At 60.6% G+C, this 18,656-nt stretch carries 18 protein-coding genes; 12 read left to right on the top strand and 6 right to left on the bottom strand.

All coding sequences use genetic code 11. The annotated features are described in order from the left end of the window. Nucleotides 1-80: 80 nt before the first annotated feature. Entirely contained in the window at nucleotides 81-1,139 is a 1,059-nt protein-coding gene (locus AC1DQ3_RS33255) for a beta-keto acid cleavage family enzyme (protein WP_477124362.1), read from the top strand. 114 nt (nucleotides 1,140-1,253) lie between these two features. Here AC1DQ3_RS33255 and AC1DQ3_RS33250 read toward each other — a convergent pair whose 3' ends face one another. From AC1DQ3_RS33250 to AC1DQ3_RS33225, 6 genes are all read right to left on the bottom strand, one after another. After that, entirely contained in the window at nucleotides 1,254-2,426 is a 1,173-nt protein-coding gene (locus AC1DQ3_RS33250; protein WP_477124361.1) for a porin, read from the bottom strand. A gap of 167 nt (nucleotides 2,427-2,593) precedes the next feature. Beyond that, entirely contained in the window at nucleotides 2,594-4,231 is a 1,638-nt protein-coding gene (locus AC1DQ3_RS33245) for a 3-(methylthio)propionyl-CoA ligase (protein ID WP_477124360.1), read from the bottom strand. 2 nt (nucleotides 4,232-4,233) lie between these two features. Continuing rightward, entirely contained in the window at nucleotides 4,234-4,623 is a 390-nt protein-coding gene (locus tag AC1DQ3_RS33240; RefSeq protein WP_477124359.1) for a hypothetical protein, read from the bottom strand. Beyond that, nucleotides 4,620-5,075 carry a hypothetical protein gene (locus tag AC1DQ3_RS33235; protein WP_477124358.1) on the bottom strand — a complete coding sequence of 152 codons (456 nt, stop codon included), beginning with the start codon at nucleotides 5,073-5,075 and terminating at the stop codon, nucleotides 4,620-4,622. Before AC1DQ3_RS33235 ends, AC1DQ3_RS33240 begins: the two co-directional genes overlap by 4 nt. Nucleotides 5,076-5,094: 19 nt before the next feature. Beyond that, nucleotides 5,095-6,078, bottom strand: a complete 984-nt coding sequence (locus AC1DQ3_RS33230) for an NAD(P)H-quinone oxidoreductase (RefSeq protein WP_477124357.1) — start codon at nucleotides 6,076-6,078, stop codon at nucleotides 5,095-5,097. 227 nt (nucleotides 6,079-6,305) lie between these two features. After that, entirely contained in the window at nucleotides 6,306-7,292 is a 987-nt protein-coding gene (locus tag AC1DQ3_RS33225) for a Bug family tripartite tricarboxylate transporter substrate binding protein (RefSeq protein ID WP_477124356.1), read from the bottom strand. Between the two features lie 171 nt (nucleotides 7,293-7,463). Here AC1DQ3_RS33225 and AC1DQ3_RS33220 point away from each other — a divergent pair, with 171 nt between their 5' ends. The 11 genes from AC1DQ3_RS33220 to AC1DQ3_RS33170 all read left to right on the top strand — a co-directional run. Further along, nucleotides 7,464-8,447: a Bug family tripartite tricarboxylate transporter substrate binding protein gene (locus AC1DQ3_RS33220; RefSeq protein ID WP_477124355.1), complete on the top strand. Its 984-nt coding sequence runs from the start codon at nucleotides 7,464-7,466 to the stop codon at nucleotides 8,445-8,447. A 37-nt stretch (nucleotides 8,448-8,484) separates the two neighbouring features. Then, entirely contained in the window at nucleotides 8,485-9,396 is a 912-nt protein-coding gene (locus AC1DQ3_RS33215) for an SDR family NAD(P)-dependent oxidoreductase (RefSeq protein WP_477124354.1), read from the top strand. A 109-nt stretch (nucleotides 9,397-9,505) separates the two neighbouring features. Further along, complete coding sequence (locus AC1DQ3_RS33210) at nucleotides 9,506-11,329, top strand: acyl-CoA dehydrogenase (protein WP_477124353.1); 1,824 nt, start codon at nucleotides 9,506-9,508, stop codon at nucleotides 11,327-11,329. Nucleotides 11,330-11,397: 68 nt separating this feature from the next. Then, nucleotides 11,398-12,183 carry an SDR family oxidoreductase gene (locus AC1DQ3_RS33205; RefSeq protein ID WP_477124352.1) on the top strand — a complete coding sequence of 262 codons (786 nt, stop codon included), beginning with the start codon at nucleotides 11,398-11,400 and terminating at the stop codon, nucleotides 12,181-12,183. A 356-nt stretch (nucleotides 12,184-12,539) separates the two neighbouring features. Continuing rightward, nucleotides 12,540-13,460 (top strand): amidohydrolase family protein, encoded by a 921-nt coding sequence (locus tag AC1DQ3_RS33200; protein ID WP_477124351.1) that lies wholly within the window; start codon nucleotides 12,540-12,542, stop codon nucleotides 13,458-13,460. Nucleotide 13,461: 1 nt separating this feature from the next. Beyond that, nucleotides 13,462-14,466, top strand: coding sequence for an NADP-dependent oxidoreductase (locus tag AC1DQ3_RS33195; RefSeq protein WP_477124350.1), 1,005 nt, complete (start codon nucleotides 13,462-13,464; stop codon nucleotides 14,464-14,466). Nucleotides 14,467-14,617: 151 nt separating this feature from the next. Continuing rightward, the gene (locus tag AC1DQ3_RS33190) at nucleotides 14,618-15,460 is read left to right on the top strand and encodes a TauD/TfdA dioxygenase family protein (RefSeq protein WP_477124349.1); all 843 of its coding nucleotides are present in this window, start codon (nucleotides 14,618-14,620) and stop codon (nucleotides 15,458-15,460) included. A 248-nt stretch (nucleotides 15,461-15,708) separates the two neighbouring features. Beyond that, complete coding sequence (locus AC1DQ3_RS33185; RefSeq protein ID WP_477124348.1) at nucleotides 15,709-16,551, top strand: GntR family transcriptional regulator; 843 nt, start codon at nucleotides 15,709-15,711, stop codon at nucleotides 16,549-16,551. A gap of 260 nt (nucleotides 16,552-16,811) precedes the next feature. Then, nucleotides 16,812-17,930, top strand: a complete 1,119-nt coding sequence (locus AC1DQ3_RS33180; protein WP_477124372.1) for a Re/Si-specific NAD(P)(+) transhydrogenase subunit alpha — start codon at nucleotides 16,812-16,814, stop codon at nucleotides 17,928-17,930. A 10-nt stretch (nucleotides 17,931-17,940) separates the two neighbouring features. Next, a complete protein-coding gene (locus tag AC1DQ3_RS33175; protein ID WP_477124347.1) occupies nucleotides 17,941-18,282 on the top strand; it encodes an NAD(P) transhydrogenase subunit alpha part 2 in 342 nt (113 codons plus the stop codon). Continuing rightward, nucleotides 18,279-18,656, top strand: a 378-nt coding sequence (locus tag AC1DQ3_RS33170) for an NAD(P)(+) transhydrogenase (Re/Si-specific) subunit beta (RefSeq protein ID WP_477124346.1), incomplete at its 3' end; no start/stop codon positions are given. The genes AC1DQ3_RS33175 and AC1DQ3_RS33170, both read left to right, overlap by 4 nt.

Below are 18,656 nucleotides of genomic sequence, written 5' to 3'. Positions count from 1 at the left end.
GTCCGGCGCATACCAGCCGGGGGACATCTCCTACTGAATCCTACTGAACCCACAGCAGCCCTACCTCCTGGAAAACCACCATGAATTTTCTCGACGGCCACCTCTTCCCCGAAAACCAGCAGCCCCTGATCATCACTGCTGCGCCCTATGCTCCCGGCTGGTTGCCTGGCGATTTTCCCGAGGACATCCCGGTCACGATGGAAGACCAGATCCAGAAGGCGGTGGACTGCTACAACGCGGGTGCCACGGTGCTGCATCTGCACGTGCGCGAACTCGATGGCCGGGGCAGCAAGCGCCTGTCCAAGTTCAATGAACTGATCGCCGGCGTGCGCAAGGCGGTGCCGGAGATGATCATCCAGGTTGGCGGCTCCATCTCCTTCGCCCCCGAAAACGATGGCCAGGCTGCAAAGTGGCTGTCTGATGATACCCGCCACATGCTGGCCGACCTGGAGCCCACGCCGGACCAGGTCACGGTGACCGTCAACACCTCGCAGATGAACGTCACCGATCAGGCGGAAGATGCGGATTTCAGGGGCACCTCGCGCGCGAACCCCGCCATCTTCGACGCCTACAAGGAAATGACCGTGCCTGCGCAGCCAGGATGGGTGGAGGAGCACGTCCGCCGCTTGACGGCCAAGGGCATTCAGAGTGCATTCCAGTGCTACAACCTCAACAGCTTTGAGTCAGTGGAGCGGCTGATGCGCCGCGGCTTCTACAAAGGCCCGCTGGTCATGAACTGGGTGGCCATCGCCGGCGGCATGGATACGCCCAATGTCTACAGCCTCGGCAACTTCATGCGCGCAGTGCCCGATGGCGCGGTGGTCACGGTGGAAAGCAACGTGCGCAACGTGCTGCCGGTCAACATGATGGGAATTTCCATGGGCTTGCACGTGCGCTGCGGCACCGAGGACTGCCTGTGGAACCAGTCGCGCACGGAGAAGATCAGCACCGTGAAGCAGATCGAGCAGCTGGTGCGCATCTCCCGCGAGTTCGGCCGCGAGATTGCCACCGCAAAGCAGGCGCGCGAGATCTCCAAGATCGGCGTTTTCTACGACACGGTAGAGGAGTCCCTGCAGGCAAACGGCTTCGCGCCGAATCGCAACGGAGGCAACCAGGGCTTCCTGCGCAAGACGTTCTGAGCATCCCAGGCGCATGCATGCGCCCGGCGTTCGCGGACGCCGTGTTTCGCTGATTGCGCCATGATTGCTTGTGGGGGGCACCCGGCTGCAAAGGCCGGGTCTGGCAATCGGGACTCAGAATTTGTGGCGGATGCCGGCGGCCGCACCGTACTGGTTGGTGTTGCCTTGCGAAAGAAAGTATCCATTCGCGAAGCCGATCGCCGAGGTGTCCAGGTTCAAGCCCGAGTTCTTGCTGTATGCCATGGTGAGGTACACATCGGTGCGCTTGGACAGCGCGTAGTCCGTGACGAGGCTGACCTGCCACGGATTGGCCGGGTTGGTAGCCGGTGCCGCCGAGTTGACGCGTAGTGTCTTGAGGTTGTCGTAGTAATACGCCAGAGTCAGGGCAAGGGCGGAAGTGGCCTGGTAGTTGGCCCCCACCCAGTAATAGTCGTCGCGTACCACGCTGTTGCCGGTGCTGTCCTTGGCGTCTCCCCAACGATAGCCGGCCATGAGCTTCGCCGGGCCGAACTTGTAGTTGACGGCAGCACCCGCCTTCTTCGCGGTTCCGGGACTTCCTACGGTAACGGCGGGATTCCATTGATCGTATGAAATGGCGGCGCCGAACGGTCCAGCGTTATAAATCAGGCCAGCTCCATAGGCGGTGTCATCTCGAAAATGCCCAGGGACTTCACCAGCGCCACCGCCAGCCAGCGGCACCAGGCCAACGGCGGGAACACCAGCGCCGAAGCTCAAGTGGGCCTCGGCAGTGAGGCCGCCGAACACGCCGGTGTACTTGACCGTGTTGTCCTCGCGGAAGTTGGTGCCAAGTTGCAGAATCGCCGGTTCGTACAGGGTGGCGTAACTGAGGGGCGAGAAGTTCGCAAATGCATCAAACATGGAGGTGTACTGGCGGCCGAAGGTAAGCTTGCCGACACTGTCGTTCTGCAAGCCGACGTATGCCTGGCGGCCGAACACGCGACCGCCCTGCTGCGCCGTGCCGGTATCCAGGCCGAAGCCGCTTTCGAGCACGAACAGCGCCTTCGTGCCTGCGCCCAGGTCCTCTACCCCGCGCAGACCCCAGCGTGAGCCGGACATACCACCACCAGAGCCGACGGCAAAGCGGTTGCCACCGGGCTGCTGGGTGATGGCCCCGGTTACGGGATTGATGGTGGGAGGGGCGCTGGCCAGGTGATTGACGAATTCGACCGGTGCATCTGCGACGCCATACAGTGTGACGCTTGACTGGGCCTGAACCACTCCGGCGAATGTGCTCATCGCCGATAGTGCAAGAAGCGATCTTTTCATGTGTACTGCAACCTCCATCGTAAGATTTTTTTTATCGCGAACTAAGCTCTCACCCGCTGGCCGTGCCCCCGCACGCGGCCAGCTGCTTCTGTCGTCCACAAGATGGACGCAAGCAGGATGTCGGCACCCTCGAAGAGGGTTGGTTTTCGCGCTGGCTTTGTAACCGACTAGTGGCTTCCGTTGCGCCCGCCGTCGATGAGATAGGCGTGATACTGCTCCCGCAGCCGCGTCTTGAGCATCTTGCCCGTGGCGCCCAAAGGTATCTCCGCGACGAAAACCACATCGTCCGGAGTCCACCATTTGGCGATCTTCCCCGCAAAGAAGTCCAGGAGATCTCCACGGGTCACCATGGACCCGGGCTTGCGCACAACGAGCATTAGCGGACGCTCATCCCACTTGGCATGCGCCACGCCAATGCAGGCGGCCATGGCGACGCCGGGGTGACCCATTGCAACGTTCTCCAGATCGATGGAGCTGATCCATTCGCCGCCCGACTTGATGACATCCTTCGTCCTGTCGGTGATCTGCATGAAGCCATCGCCGTCGATGGTTGCAATGTCTCCGGTTGGGAACCAGCCGTCGACGAGCGGACTCTTGTTGTCCTGGCGGAAATACTGCGAGAGCACCCATGGACCGCGGGCCATGAGATGGCCTGCCGATCGCCCGTCCCAGGGCAGCTCTTCGCCCTCGTCGTCGATGATCTTGATATCCATGCCGAAGACGCAACGCCCCTGTTTGGCCTGGATCGCATACTTCTGCTCTGCCGGCAAAGACAGCTGCGAGCCCTTGAGCACAGATGCAGTACCGAATGGACTGGTCTCGGTCATGCCCCATCCGTGGACGACATGCACGCCATAGGTTTCTTCAAACGAGCGCAACATCGCCGTCGGGCAGGCGGATCCCCCGATTACCGTCCGCTTCATGGTGCTGAATCGCAGTCCGTTGTTCTCGATATAGTCAAGCAAGCCTTGCCATACTGTTGGGACGCCCGAGGACAGCGTCACCTGTTCCGACTCGAACAGGTCGAAAAGGGATTTGCCATCGAGGGAAGGGCCGGGAAAGACGATCTTCGCGCCCACCATGCATGCGGAGTATGGGAGGCCCCAGGCGTTCACGTGGAACATCGGCACCACGGGCAGCACGCTGTCGCGCGCGGACAGGCTCAGGGAGTCGGGGAGTGCGACAGCGTATGCATGGAGTACGGTCGAGCGGTGGCTGTAAAGCACGCCCTTGGGATTTCCCGTAGTGCCGCTGGTATAGCACAGCGACGACGCCGACCCCTCGTCGAAAACCGGCCAGTCATAGGCATCGCTGTGGGCCTCGATCAGGTCTTCGTAGCACAGCAGTTTCAGGCTGGAGACCGGCATTCTGGTCCGGTCAGTCATGACAACCAGATGGCGGACGGAACCCAGCCGGTCGGCCAGCGCCTCGATTTGCGGCAGGAAACTCAGATCGAAGAAGAGTACCTTGTCATCTGCGTCCTGGGCGATCCAGGCAAGCTGATCGGGGTGCAGGCGCGGATTAAGCGTATGCAGCACGGCGCCCGAACCGGATGCGGCGTAGTAAAGCTCCATGTGCCGGTAGCCGTTCCACGCCAGGGTGGCAACGCGCTCGCCGAAATTCACTTCCAGGCTAGCGATAGCCTTGGCCAAACGGCGACAGCGCGCGGCCATTTCCGTGAAGGTGTAGCGATGGATGTCGCCTTCGACGCGGCGAGAGACGACCTCCTGGCTGCCGTGGTGCCGTTCGCCATGCTGCAGCAGCGACGAGATCAGCAGCGGTTGCTGCATCATTTGACCTAGCACGGTTATCCCCTGTCCTGATGTGTCGGGCGGGCGATCCGGCGTGCCCGCTCGTTGATTTCACCAAGCAGTGCGAGCGCGTGCAACGCGGCCTCGCGACCTCCCTTGAGATCCCCCCGGACGTACAACGGGCGCATCTCTTCGATCTCGCCCAGCGCACGCAGCAACTCGGGCTCGACAATGGCGTACTTGCGTAGCGTGTTCACCACCAGCATGGAGGTGTGAACGATGTCCTCCTCATCCGTGCAGACGCCATGGCAGTGCAGGGCATAGTTTGCCCAGTGCGTGCCGGCAAGCATGGCCGCTTCAATCTTCATCTCCCAGTCGTCCTCCTGGCAGACCGCCAAGGAACGCTCGATGCGCTCCGCCATCTTGCGATGGAGTTCCGGAATCATGGCCTGCTCCCTTTCCTGCGGTCCTTGAGAATGGACCTGATCTCATCGAACGCATCGTTGCACTCGGCGACAATGGCTGCCGTGGGGGAAAATCCGCTGCGAATGCAAGGATCGCGATACTGCTCGATGGTCTCCAGCGCGTGCTCGAGGGCACGAACGTCCGACGGGATCGTGCCCTCGATGGGAGGCCACCCGACGTGGCTAACGTCGCCTGGACCGCGCAGCATGCGGGCGTAGGTGCCATCTGGCTGTTGGACCATGTGCACGCCGGGAATGGTGGAAAACACCGGATCATCGCTGGTAAGCCCAGCCAGATGAAGGCAGGTATTCAGCGCGTTGGTGCCGGCGGTGAGCGTGGTCCAGAACCAGAGTTCGAAATCGGCGAGCGGGTCGAAGCGCTGGCGCAAGGCACTCAGTCGCTCGTACTTGTCGAGGTGTGAGGGAATCTTCATGCTGGTGACATCCTGGTTGTCATGCCAACGCGTTGTCGGTAGTGAGGATGATCTTTCCAAAGTGCTGATCGGTGTCCATGTACGCATGTGCCTCCGCGACCTCGTCGAGGCGGTAGGTTCGGTCGATCGGCAATTGAAACCGGTCCGCCTGGAGGTGTGGCAGCAAATCGCGCGCGCACGCCTGAACGCATGCCAGTCTCTCGGCTTCCGTACGGGTGCGGAATGTCACGCCGATAAGCTTGAGGCGCTTAAGCCATAGCAGCTCAAGATTCATGGTGGCGGTGCTCGACCCAAGCCGCCCGATGTTGATCAGCCGGCCCTGAACCGCGAGGCTGTTGAGGTTGGCTTCAAAGACGGTTCCGCCAACTGAATCGATGATGATGTCGACACCGCGATTGGCAGTGAGCGCCTTCACCGCTTCGACCTGGTCTTCCTTTGAGACATCGATCACATGTTCGACACCGAGCTGCTTCAGCTTCTGTACTTTGGCGGCGGAGCGCGTGGTGGCAATCACCATGCCGGCGCCCAGGGCGCGCGCAATCTGAATCGCAGCCAGTCCGATGCCACTGGATGCAGCATTGACCAGGACTGTCTCGCGGGGCTTTAGCTGGCCGTTGGTTACGAGTGCATCATGCGCTGTGATGAATACATTAGGAAACGCCGCAGCTTCCGGCCAAGGCAGTGCATCGGGAATGCGCATGAGTGCGAGCGGATCGGCAATCACGTATTCGGCTTGTCCGCCGGCGCCATGGCCCACCACGCGGTCACCTGGTTGCCAGTCTTGAACGCCAGCACCCAGCGCGGCGACTTCACCGGCAAACTCGACCCCCGCCGGGATCGGCGCACCGCTGCGCGCGCGCCTGACCATGTTGATTTCGCCGCGGTTCAACCCTGACGCGCGCACGCGCACCAGTACTTCTCCGTCGGCCGGAACAGGCGTCGGCACGTCGACAATCTGCAGCGTGCCACCTTCCGATCCTGGAAATATTCTTACCGCCTTCATCTCATCTCCTTTGCGTTTGTATTTCAATGCTCCGGCAACATGCTCGCGGGGGCGTCATCAGCGAGTGCAGCTTAGCATCAAACTAATTATCATGTCGACATTAATTAGTTGTGATGCATGCGTTGCGAATAGCCAGGCCGCTCCAGCGACGACACCTCAGTGGCGGGCAAGCCGTTGATGGTCCGCAGTTGTTGCATCTCAAGCCGAACATTGGGCCGCGATGTTGCTCATTGCTCTGCTTTGATATTGTTCTGTCGCGCGATTCCCTGCCAGACGGTCAGGTCTTTGGAAATAGTGGCCCGGAACTGATCAACCGTGGCGACCGGCGGCGGTTCAAAGTTCAACCGGGTCATCAGCGTCTGCATTTCGGTGGTGGCCTGGATGCGGTTCACTTCGTTGTGCAGGCGTGTCACGATCTCGGGCGGCGTTCCCGCAGGGGCAAACATGCCGAACCAGCCGACGGCGTCAAATGGGAAGCCCTGCTCGCGCATGGTCAGAATCTCGGGCACCGCCGGCGCTCGCGAGTTTCCGCTGATAGCGAGCGCCTTTATGTTCTTTGCCTTGATGAAAGGGACTGGAGACGAAGGATCGGCCCATCCGATCGAGAGGACGCCGGAAGTCAGCTCGGTCAGCAACTGGGGAACGGTCTTGTATGGAATATGGGCGATCTTCATGCCCGTCTTTTGCTTCAGGTATTCCATGATGAGATGCCCGGACGATCCCACGCCCCAGCTTCCGTAGGAGTACTTGTCCGGGTTGGCTTTGACCAGTGCTATGAGTTCCGGGAGATTGTTTGCCGGAAGCTTCTCGTTAACCAGAAGTATCACGCCGCCTACAGCAACCTGCGCGATCGGCACCAGGTCATGCACGATGTCATAGCGCATCTTCGGCGTGATTGCCGGAGCCATGACTGCAAACGAGGCATTCGTGTACAGCAATGTGTAACCATCGGGTTCCGATCTGACTACGGCCTCTGTGCCGATGATGCCGCTCGCGCCAGGCTTGTTGTCGACGATGATGGTCTGCCCGAGGGCGCTACCCAGTCGATCCGCCATCGCGCGCGCCAGCGTGTCGGTGCCGGATCCGGCGGAGGCCGGCACCACCATGCGAATCGGTTTGGCCGGCCATGCAGCCATGGCTTGACTGCAGAGCGCTGCCGAGAAGCCGACCGACGTAACCAGGGCGGCTGAAAGTCCTTTGATCCACTTTCGCATGTCTTGTCTCCTTGTTTTGTTGTCCTTCGCTTCCAAGCATAGCGCAATATTTATGTCGACAAGAATTGTTTTTGAGGTATCCTTGGATCCAGGGTGCCGCTCACGGAAGGAGCGGGAGCGGCGTCCCGGAGACATGCCAACGAAACATCAACTCACCAAGGGGGTAATAAGATGTTCAGAGCAAGGCGTTGTACAGCGGCATTCCTCGCCGTATTTCTCGGTTCCTTGATGAGTGCGGCCGCTCACGCCGATGCGTATCCGTCAAGGCCGGTCCGGCTCATCGTGACGTTCCCTGCGGGCAGCAGCATCGATACCGCCGCGCGCGTGCTCGCCCGCAATCTGGCACCGACGCTGGGTACAACAGTCATCGTGGAGAACAAGCCTGGCGCCGGTGGCTCGGTGGGAGCAGTGGCAGGCGCGCACGCCGCGCCGGATGGCTACACCATCATGCTAGGGTCCGTGGCACAGCTGATCGGCAAGGTAGCGCAGCCTGCAGTCGCATTCGACCCGCTGAATGACTTCACCCCCATTTCGCTGGCCTACAGATCCGCGGGGGTTCTTACCGTAGGCGCGGAGTCGAAAGTCAAGTCGGCCGGCGACCTGGTCCAGTGGGCAAAATTGCATCCGGGAACGCTGAACTACTATTCGGGCGGAGTCGGGACTGCTGCCCACCTTCTCGGCGCGATCTTCTCCGACAAGGAAGACATTGCAACGGTTCACGTACCAGTTCGTCTGGTGACGGATATGCTGCCGCAGTTGACAGACGGAGTACCTCACTTCGCCTTCTTCATCGCGCCTGCCGTGCGACCCTTCATCGAATCAAACCGGCTGCGCGCCCTGGCGGTGTCTTCGCGTGAGCGAACCCCGCAATTGCCGAATGTGCCGACGCTCTATGAACTCTTCAAGGATCCGGATCTGATCCAGGAAAGTTGGCTCGGCATCTGGGCGCCCGCAAAGACACCGGATCCGATCGTCCGAAAACTGTTCGACGCGACCGTCCGCGCAGTCAATTCGCGCGAATTCAAGGAAGCGATGGCACGCCAGGATCAGCAAGCCACGGCAAGCGCGAGTCCTGAGGAGTTTGCCGGATATGTGCGGACCGAATTCGCCAAGTGGGGGCGTCTGGCCAAGCTCGCAAAACTTCCGTCGCAGTAGCGCAATCACAAATCGGATGTGTTCCGGGAGTTGAAGAATGAGCATCAACCTGAAGAATCGCGTCGCCATCGTTACAGGTGCGGGGGCTGGGCTTGGGCGTGAGCATGCCCTGCTCCTTGGCCGCCTGGGAGCGAGGGTTGTGGTGAATGACCTCGGCAGCGATGTCAGCGGCAGGGGTGGTTCGGCTTCGGCGGCACAGAGGGTCGTCGATGAGATCGTGGCGCTCGGAGGCGAGGCCGTGGCCAATGGTGCCTCGGTAACCGACTTTGCCGAAATACAGAAGATGGTCGCGGATACTGTCACGCGTTGGGGAAGCGTCGATATCCTGGTCAACAACGCCGGTATCCTGCGCGACAAAAGCTTCAGCAAGATGGATCTCGCAGACTTCCGTGAAGTCATCGAGGTGCATTTGATGGGGGCTGTCAATTGCACGAAGGCCGTGTGGGACACGATGCGCGAACAGCGGTATGGGCGCATTGTGATGACGACCTCATCATCCGGCCTGTACGGAAACTTTGGCCAGGCGAACTATGCAGCAGCCAAGATGGCGTTGGTTGGCCTGATGCAGACCTTGGCGCTGGAAGGCGGGAAGCACAACATCCGCGTAAATTGCCTTGCGCCTACGGCCGGCACGCGCATGCTGCAAGGCCTGATGCCGGATGATGTGTTGAACGCATTGTCGCCGGCAGCCGTGAGTCCCGCCGTCGGCGTTCTCGTCAGCGATGACGCACCCACCCGCATGGTGCTGTGTGCCGGGGCCGGTAGCTTCGAAGCAGCGAACATCACGCTCACACGAGGTATTCATCTCGGTGCCGGCGACGATGTCTCTGACAAGCTTGCAAGGCGGATCTCGGAAGTCACCGATCGGCAAGGCGAGATGGTGCCTGGCAGTGGCGCGGCGCAGAGTGAACTCGAATTGAGCAAGATTTGCCTCCAGGTATCCGGATGACGCTGCGTTTCCGTCGGTCGCGCAACGGCGTATTCGCCTGGAAATCGAGGCGACCGACAAGCCCTGCTTGTTATCGAGACCGAGCGCCTGCTCCCAATCATTAGCCTTCATGACAGACGAACTCATCCTCTCACGTCGCGATCTTGGTTTCATCCTCTTTGACTGGCTGAAAGTAGAGCGCCTGACGCAATTCCCGCGATTTGCCGGACAAGATCGATTCGACTATGAATCGGCAATAGATGTGTACCGCGATCTTGCGGTGGATCTCTTTGCGCCCCACAACAAAAAGAACGACGAGATTGAGCCGGTATTCGACGGCGAGGGCGTGACCGTCAACGAGGAGGTCGGTGTCGCCTTGCGCGCCTTCTCCGACGCGGGCCTGATGGCTGCGGGCTTCCCGGCGGTTTGGGGCGGAATGAGTTTGCCCGCCGTCGTCGAGAGGGCGGGCATGGCGTACCTGATGGGGGCGAACGCCGGTACCGCGGGCTATGCCTTCCTGACCATCGCAAACGCCAATCTGCTCATGGCCCACGGCGAGCGAGAGCGTGTCTTGCGCTATGTGCAGCCAATGTCCGAGGGGCGATTCTTCGGCACAATGTGTCTTTCGGAACCACAGGCGGGCTCCAGCCTCGCCGATATCCGTACTCGTGCCGTACCGACCGGGGACGGTCGCTATCGCCTGTTCGGAAACAAGATGTGGATCTCTGGTGGAGACCACGATATCTCCGAGAACATTGTGCATCTGGTGCTGGCGAAAGTCCCGGACACGAATGGCCGGTTGCCTCCCGGTGTTGAGGGCATCTCTCTTTTCAGCGTACCACGCCGCCTCGTCGCCGATGATGGCAGCGTCGGCGAACGCAACGACGTCGTGGTCGCAGGCATCAACCACAAGATGGGTTTCCGTGGCACAGTGAACTGTTTGCTCAACTTTGGAGAAGGGCGTTTCCAGCCGGAGGGCGAAGCAGGTGCGCTCGGCGAAATGATCGGCGAGCCAGGGTGCGGTCTTGCCCACATGTTCCACATGATGAACGAAGCGCGCATCACCGTCGGCCTCAACGCTGCCGCGCTCGCTTATACCGGTTATCTCCATTCGCTAGACTACGCAAGAACGCGCCTGCAAGGGCGCTCACGCAGCCAACCGGATCCGAATTCGTCGCCAATGCCCATTGTGGAGCACGCCGACGTCCGGCGCATGCTTCTTGCACAGAAGGCGTATGCATCGGGTGCCCTTGCCCTTTGCTTGTACGCCGCATATCTGAGCGATGAGGTCAATTCCCTTGAAGGCAGCGAAGCGGGCGCGGACGCGAAGCTTCTCCTGGACCTTCTGACGCCTGTCGTAAAGAGCTGGTCTTCGCAGTGGGGGTTGGTGGCCAACGATCTGGCGATCCAGGTACATGGCGGCTACGGCTATACGCGTGAATATAACGTCGAGCAGTTCTATCGCGATAATCGACTCAACCCCATTCACGAGGGAACTTTCGGTATCCAGGCAATCGACCTTCTTGGTCGAAAAACACGCGTGAAGAACGGTTTGGCCGTCAGCCTTCTGTCCGCGAGAATAGTTGGGACACTGGAGTCCGCAAGGACTATCAAGACATTGGAGAGCCATGCCAGGACACTTGAAGCGGCATGGGGCCAGATCCTGGCGATCACTGCCAGGCTTCACTCGATTGAAGATGCTGACCTTCGGTTAGCGAATGCGGGGCCCTATCTGGAAGCATTCGGCCACATCGTTGTTGGCTGGCTGTGGCTGGATCAGATGGTTACTGCAATGTCGATCGATGGGGAGCATTCCGATGACGATTTCTTTCTCGGAAAACGGGCGGCATGTGATTATTACTTCGGCTGGGAAATGCCAAAGGTGAGCGCCTGGATGTCGGTGCTGGATCCGGTGGAGCAGACGCCCCTCACAACGAAATCGCAATGGTTGTGAGCGCTTCTCCACGCTTCGGTCAGGTCAGGTTAGTCGATTGGTCGACGATTATAAGGAAGAGAGGAGCGATGAGTATGAAGAAGGATCTATTTGATCTCGCTGGAAAGACCGCACTGGTTACGGGCGGATCACGGGGACTCGGCCTGCAGATCGCGGAAGCGCTCGGTCAGCGAGGCGCCAAGGTTGTCATCTCGTCACGGAAGCAGAGCGACCTTGATGATGCCGTGGCGCATCTGAAGGGGCGCGGCATCGAGGCTAGCGCAATCGCCGCCAACCTGGCGAAGGAAAGCGAGATTGCACCGCTCGTTTCCGAGACACTGAATCGGCTGGGAAGTATCGACATTCTGGTAAATAACGCCGGTGCGACCTGGGGCGCTCCGGCCGAGGACCATCCGATCGAGGCTTGGGACAAGGTCATGGACCTGAACGTGCGCAGCGTCTTTCTGCTATCGCAGGCAGTCGGGAAGCAGACGATGATCCCGCGCAGGTACGGGAGAATCATTAACGTCGCATCGATTGCGGGGCTGCGGGGCAATGCACCCGGCGTGATGCAAACCGTGTCCTACAACACCTCCAAGGCTGCGTTGCTGAACTTCACCCGCACTCTTGCGGGCGAGTGGGGACAGTATGGAATCACCGTCAATGCCCTCGCGCCGGGCTTCTTTCCTTCCAAGATGACGAAGGGCCTGCTCGAAACAGAGGAAATCGGTTCCTTGCTGGAACGGGCTCCGTTACAACGCATTGGCGACGACGAAGATCTGAAGGGGGCCACTCTCCTGTTTGCGTCGGATGCGGGCAAACATATCACAGGGCAGGTCCTGGCGGTCGACGGCGGCGTGTCGGCAGTTCTGTAGCGATGGCTCAAGCGACCAGAACTATGGAAACTGGGAAAGGTCGCTGCAAGGGCGGCGTGCATATCTCCTGATTTCATGCGCGCTGTAGAGGGGCGGGCTGCGGCTCGCCCCTCTTGCATTCATTCCACTGCGCCGACCTCGATCGCAGCCGCAGCATTCCTCGCCGTCGCCAAGCCGTACCAAGGTAGCTGGCGCCAGCTCGCCCTGGCTCACGTGGTGTGCAGGGGGTAATGCCCCGAATGTCCGAATCACGGAGGTGCGAAGATTTATGTCGACATTAACGAAATCGTGGCGTATATTTGATTTCAAGCAGGCGGGATCGCCTGCCAACTCAACACTGATCAATGGAGACTGAAATGAGCGACCCTCGACTCGACCGCCTCGCTGGCAAGATCATCGACTTCCGCCTGCGCCCACCGACTGGTCCCTACCGGTCGTTCTTCACCCCCAACGTGGTGGGTACCGTCAATCGCATCCTTGGAGAACCGGTACCGCGCTCCTACACCATCAGTACCGAACCGTTTCCCCATTCCGAGGACCGTGCACTGCGCGCCCTGATGGACGAGATGGACAGTGTGGGCGTGCGCATCGGCCTCATGAACGGTCGCCATTCAGTTAACCGTCCGGTTCCCGTGCACATCGAGGATGCCGACCTCGCGACGCTGACCAAACGCACTGACAACCGCATCCTGGGCCTGGCAGGCGTCGATTTCGACAAACCGATGGCAGAAATCCTGGCCGGCCTCGACACCGCAGTGAAGGAGTTTGGCCTGGTCGGCGTATGCGTTGAGCCGGGCCTGGCCCGCACGCCGATGTATGCGGATGACGAGCGGCTGTTCCCGTTCTACGAGAAGGTGGCGGAGTTGCAAGTGCCGTTGCTGTTCATGACCGGGCCGCTGGCTGGGCCGGATATCAGCCACACCGATCCGGTGCGCTTTGACCGGGTTGCACGCCGGTACTCCACCATGCCGGTGGTTCTCGGGCACGGCTGCTATCCCTATGTCACGGAGGCGGTGGCATTGGCATTCAAGAGCGAGGTGACCGGCTTGATGAACGTCTTCCTCTCGCCTGACGTGTACATGTTCGCCCCGGGTGGCAACGGCTACGTGGAAGGCCTGAACTGGCTGCCGAACCGCTTCATCTACGCTTCGGCCTATTCGTTCTGCGGCGTGGAGGAAGGCGTGCGCAAAACGCTCGAGCTGCCGATCAAGGACGATGCGCTCGATGCGTACATGTACCGTAACGCCGAAGCGTTGCTGCGTAGCGCAGGAGTTTGAGATGACGGTACAAAACACCCAGGTCTTGATGAAGCGCCATCCGGCGGGAATGGTCACGGAGGACGACTTCTCCATCGTACAAGCGGCTTTGCCGCGCCCCGAGGCCGGACAGGCCTTGGTTCGCAATCACTATYTGTCGCTGGATCCGTATATGCGCCCGCGCATGGATCCGCTGCGCTCCTATGCCGAGCCCCTGAAGCCGGGCGAACTCATGCCCGGTGGCACCGTCGGCGAGGTCATCGAGAGCAACGACCCCGAACTCCCGCGCGGAACGCTGGTGGCGGCGCAGCTCGGCTGGCAAACGCATGGCCTGGTAACCAAGGCAACGGTGCGCGTGCTTGACCCCGCTCTCAAACAGTCTTCCGCAGCGCTGAGCGTGCTGGGCATGACCGGGGTGACGGCGCATTACGGCATGATCAAGCTGGGGCAGCCCAAGGCCGGTGAAACCGTGGTGGTGACCGCCGCTTCCGGCGCGGTTGGCGGTATCGCCGGACAAATCGCCAAGCTGAAGGGTTGCCGGGTGGTGGGTATCGCGGGCGGCCCCGAGAAATGCCGATATGTTGTCGAGGAACTTGGGTTCGACGCCTGTGTCGACTACCGAGCTGCTGACTTCGAGGCACAACTGGAGGCCGCCACGCCGAACTATGTCGACATCTTGTTCGAGAACGTAGGCGGCCCCGTGATGGATGCCGTGCTCAAGCGGATCAACGACCATGCGCGCATTGCATTGTGCGGCAATATCAGCCAGTACAACGCCAAGGAGCCCTATGGCATCAAGGGCATGCGGCAACTGTTGATGCACCGCGTGACCACTTACGCCTTTGTCATCGCGGATCATCGTGACTACTTTCCTACGGCACTGGCTGACTTGTCGGTCTGGCATCGCGAAGGGAAGTTGCGCTTCAAGGAGGACGTTGCGCAAGGCCTGACCAGCGCGCCTGCCGCGTTTATCCGCATGCTTACCGGCGCCAACTTCGGTAAGCAACTGGTGCGTCTCGCTACCTGAGCGATCCCGGTCATCCCGGGGGCGTACCGCACGCCTCCGGGAAGTTCATGAAGGGTGGGTGTGAACCATGTCGCTGTTGTTGCCAGCACTCGCCTTGCCGTGTGCGGTTTGATCCAAGTCTCCCGACCTATCTAAACTAATGGAGTCCATCATGCGCATAGAACCTTCGACCTGCAGTATTGGTGCGGAAGTCAGCGGACTAAGCCTGGGTGATGCTTCGCGCAACGATTCGCTGTTCGCCGAGGTCAAGGCGCTCTTGTTGAAATACAAGGTACTTTTCTTCCGGGATCAGCAAATCACACGGGCGGAGCATGTTGCAGTCGCCCGGAAATTCGGCAACCTCGAGGATCATCCGGTCCTCGACAGCGATCCTGACTATCCCGGTCTGGTAAAGATTTATCGAAGCGACAAAAAGGAAAGCTACGAGAACAACTATCACACCGATGGTTTGTGGCGCGAATGTCCGCCGATGGGCGCCGTACTACATTGCATCGAATGTCCGGACGTAGGTGGAGACACCATTTGGGTCAATATGGCGGAGGCTTACAAGAAGCTCCCGGAGGAAATCAAAGTCCGCATCGCAGGCTTGCGCGCCAAGCACAGCATCGAGCATTCCTTCGGTGCCGTCATGAGCCCCGAAGCGCGCGCCAAGCTGGCCGCGGAGAACCCCATGGTTGAGCATCCGGTAGTGCGGACGCACCCGGAAACAGGGGAAAAAATTCTCTATGTGGGCAGCTTCACGACGCATTTCGCGAATTTCCATACGCCCGAGAATGTCCGCTATGGCCTGGACAAGAATCCTGGTGCGAGCCATCTGCTGAACTACCTGCTGAGTCAAGCCTCAATTCCGGAATATCAGGTCCGTTTCCGCTGGCGCCCGAATACCGTTGCGATATGGGACAATCGTTGCACTCAGCATTATGCGGTTCACGACTATTGGCCAGCGCCACGGAAAATGGAGCGCGCAGCCATCATCGGGGATAAACCGTTCTGAGGTCCGGATTTTCATTGGGCACACATCGGCGATGTGACGCTGTCATTCGGTAACAACTACCGATCGGCAGCACGGTGCTTCGGCAAGGGACGCTAAAGGTGGCGCCCCTTGGTCGATAAAAGTGATGTATCAGGCTTGCTCAGTGGTTTATGGTTGCTGTCAGCCTCAAAGAGCATGGGGAAGGATAGAATGCCGAAGTCGCGCAGTAGCCATGCGACGTCCAGGACAGTACACCGGCATTCGAAACCATGAGCAGAAGCAAGACTGAAAACCTCCCCGATCTCTCCAGCCTTCTCACGCCCAAAAATCAGCTGATGCTGGCCGTTGAGCACGCTGTGCTAAGAGGGCAGGACTGGGCACGCGCATCCGCGCCCATTGCCGAACAGATCGCCGCCAGACTGGCTGGCGTGATCACGCTCGATCTTGTCCGGTCGGGCCAGCGTCTGCTGGAGAAAGACATTAGCGAAGTGCTGCATGTAAGCCGCGCGCCAGTCAGGGAGGCCATGCGCATCCTCGAACGAGACCGGCTGGTCGAGTTTCAGGCCAGGCGCGGCGCTATTGTCACCGCGCCCGGCGAGATTGAGCTTCGCGATATCTTCAAGGTTCGAGCAGTACTCTACGTTACGATGCTGGAGCAGGTTGTGCGCGAGAATTCGGGCGGCCTCCAGGAAGTCCTTGACGAACGCATGCCAAAACTCGCCAAGGCAGCGGAGGAGTCGGCCGACGCCTTTGCTGTCGAGAGCTTTCTGCTGAATTTTGCGATTGTCGATTTGTGTGCCAACCGATTACTGGTTGACATGCTGCAATCCATCTCGCTTCGCACGCTGCGTTACGTTCGCCTTGGACTATCTGCCGCTCCGCAATCCATTCCTGCTTCGTTGAAGACCTGGCGTGCGCTCCATAACGCGGTGGTGAAGCGTGACGAGGAGTTGCTGCTCTCCCTTGCCCGGAAGCGGCTGGATGAGGCGAGGGATGCCGCGCTGCGTGCTCTCACGATGAAGCCCGGCGCTCCGGCAGTCTCAAAGGACGGCAAGGGCTCGGCCACGCGGGAGCAGACCGGGCAAACAGCCAAGCGGCGCAAAGCTGCCTAGTTGCCCCTGCTGCGCTCTCCACCCTCGCAAAGCTGAAATCATCCACAGCGGGTGGCACTTCACCATAGCTGTCGGCTAGCCTCATCAGSTTGAGGTCGCCCCACGCCCTTCATCTGCTGTTCTCTCCATACTTGTGCATCGACGCATTGAGCCAGAAGCCAATGAATGGAGTCTTGCGTCTATATTTATTTGTGTCGACAATAATAAATATAGTGTATAGTCTGGACGTGAGCTTATTGGCCATTTAAAGGAAAACAATGATGCAAATTGGCATTCCTCAGGAGACGCGATCAGGTGAGGCGCGCGTTGCCGCCACCCCTGAGACGGTCAAGAAGTATGTGACGCAGGGCCATCAGGTCGTTGTCCAGGCGGGAGCGGGCGTGCGCGCGAGTCAGCCGGATTCGGCGTATGAGGCGGTCGGCGCCCGCATCGGCAGCGCCGCCGACGCCCTGGGCGCGCAGATGGTGCTCAAGGTCCGCGCCCCGACCCCGGCCGAGTTGGCCCAGATGAACGAGGGCGCGGTGCTGGTCGGCATGCTCAATCCCTTCGATGGGGAAAACAAAGCCCGCATGGGCGCGGCCGGCATTGTCGGCTTCGCACTCGAAGCGGCGCCGCGCACCACCCGTGCGCAGAGCATGGACGTGCTCTCCTCCCAGGCCAACATCGCCGGCTACAAGGCCGTGCTGGTCGCCGCCCACCATTACCAGCGCTTCATGCCGATGCTGATGACCGCCGCCGGCACCGTCAAGGCAGCGCGCGTGCTGATCCTCGGCGCCGGTGTGGCCGGCCTGCAAGCGATAGCCACCGCCAAGCGGCTGGGCGCGGTGATCGAAGCTTCCGACGTGCGTCCCGCCGTCAAGGAACAGATCGAATCGCTGGGCGCCAAATTTCTGGATGTGCCGTTCGTCACCGACGAAGAGCGCGAGATCGCGCAGGGCGTGGGCGGCTATGCCCGCCCCATGCCGCCCGACTGGATGCGGCGCCAGGCCGAGCTGGTGCACGAGCGCGCCAAGGCCGCCGATATCGTCATCACCACCGCGCTGATCCCGGGACGCCAGGCACCGGTGCTGCTCAAGGAAGAGACCGTGAAGGCGATGAAACCGGGCTCGGTCGTGGTTGACCTGGCTGCGGCGCAGGGCGGCAACTGCCCGCTTACGGTGGCCGACGAAGTGGTCGAGCGCCATGGCGTCACGCTGATCGGCCACACCAACCTGGCCGGCATGGTGGCGGCGGACGCGTCCGCGCTATACGCGCGCAACGTGCTCGACTTCCTCAAGCTGATCATCGACAAGGATGGCAAGCTCGCCATCGATATGAAAGACGACATCGTAGCGGCTTGCCTGATGACCAAGAGCCGTGAACCGGAACTGACAAGCTGAGGAGAAGGCGATGGAAATGGTAAACCACACGGTGATCAACCTGATCATCTTCGTACTGGCGATCTACGTGGGCTACCACGTGGTCTGGACGGTGACGCCCGCCCTGCACACCCCGCTGATGGCGGTGACCAATGCAATCTCGGCCATCATCATCGTCGGCGCCATGCTGGCGGCCGGCCTGACCGAGGGCCCGGTGGGCCGCACCATGGGCACGCTGGCCGTGGCGCTGGCCGCGGTCAACGTGTTCGGCGGCTTCCTGGTGACGCAGCGCATGCTGGAGATGTTCAAGAAGAAGGAACCCAAGGCCAAGGCCAAGGCTGCAGGCGCCCACGGCAAGGAGGCCGCGGTATGAGCAATCTCGTTAGCACGAACCTTGTCACCCTGCTTTATCTGCTCGCCTCGGTCTGTTTCATCCAGGCGCTCAAGGGCCTCTCGCATCCCGGTTCCGCACGGCGCGGCAACGCCTTCGGCATGACCGGCATGGCCATCGCCGCGGTGACCACGCTGGTGCTGATCGTCAAGCTGAAGAACGAATTCCTCGCGGCCGGCGCGGGCCAGTCGACGGTCACCGAAGGCCTGGCGCTGATCTTCGGCGCGCTGGTGGTCGGCGGCGGCATCGGCGCCGTCGTGGCAAAACGGGTCGAGATGACCAAGATGCCCGAACTGGTGGCCGCCATGCACTCGCTGATCGGTATGGCCGCGGTCTGCATCGCCGTGGCCGTGGTG

The sequence above is a fragment of the Cupriavidus sp. 01T418 genome, from assembly GCF_056398885.1.
Note: the sequence above shows the minus strand (reverse complement) of the source record. Positions and strands in the feature narration are given on the sequence as shown.

What these genes read in the sequence shown, in the direction of transcription:
- AC1DQ3_RS33255 (WP_477124362.1), top strand. Translation starts at nt 81, where the DNA reads ATGAATTTTCTCGACGGCCACCTCTTCCCCGAAAACCAGCAGCCCCTG.
- AC1DQ3_RS33250 (WP_477124361.1), bottom strand. Translation starts at nt 2,426, where the DNA reads ATGAAAAGATCGCTTCTTGCACTATCGGCGATGAGCACATTCGCCGGA.
- AC1DQ3_RS33240 (WP_477124359.1), bottom strand. Translation starts at nt 4,623, where the DNA reads ATGATTCCGGAACTCCATCGCAAGATGGCGGAGCGCATCGAGCGTTCC.
- AC1DQ3_RS33235 (WP_477124358.1), bottom strand. Translation starts at nt 5,075, where the DNA reads ATGAAGATTCCCTCACACCTCGACAAGTACGAGCGACTGAGTGCCTTG.
- AC1DQ3_RS33230 (WP_477124357.1), bottom strand. Translation starts at nt 6,078, where the DNA reads ATGAAGGCGGTAAGAATATTTCCAGGATCGGAAGGTGGCACGCTGCAG.
- AC1DQ3_RS33225 (WP_477124356.1), bottom strand. Translation starts at nt 7,292, where the DNA reads ATGCGAAAGTGGATCAAAGGACTTTCAGCCGCCCTGGTTACGTCGGTC.
- AC1DQ3_RS33220 (WP_477124355.1), top strand. Translation starts at nt 7,464, where the DNA reads ATGTTCAGAGCAAGGCGTTGTACAGCGGCATTCCTCGCCGTATTTCTC.
- AC1DQ3_RS33215 (WP_477124354.1), top strand. Translation starts at nt 8,485, where the DNA reads ATGAGCATCAACCTGAAGAATCGCGTCGCCATCGTTACAGGTGCGGGG.
- AC1DQ3_RS33210 (WP_477124353.1), top strand. Translation starts at nt 9,506, where the DNA reads ATGACAGACGAACTCATCCTCTCACGTCGCGATCTTGGTTTCATCCTC.
- AC1DQ3_RS33205 (WP_477124352.1), top strand. Translation starts at nt 11,398, where the DNA reads ATGAGTATGAAGAAGGATCTATTTGATCTCGCTGGAAAGACCGCACTG.
- AC1DQ3_RS33200 (WP_477124351.1), top strand. Translation starts at nt 12,540, where the DNA reads ATGAGCGACCCTCGACTCGACCGCCTCGCTGGCAAGATCATCGACTTC.
- AC1DQ3_RS33190 (WP_477124349.1), top strand. Translation starts at nt 14,618, where the DNA reads ATGCGCATAGAACCTTCGACCTGCAGTATTGGTGCGGAAGTCAGCGGA.
- AC1DQ3_RS33185 (WP_477124348.1), top strand. Translation starts at nt 15,709, where the DNA reads ATGAGCAGAAGCAAGACTGAAAACCTCCCCGATCTCTCCAGCCTTCTC.
- AC1DQ3_RS33180 (WP_477124372.1), top strand. Translation starts at nt 16,812, where the DNA reads ATGCAAATTGGCATTCCTCAGGAGACGCGATCAGGTGAGGCGCGCGTT.
- AC1DQ3_RS33175 (WP_477124347.1), top strand. Translation starts at nt 17,941, where the DNA reads ATGGAAATGGTAAACCACACGGTGATCAACCTGATCATCTTCGTACTG.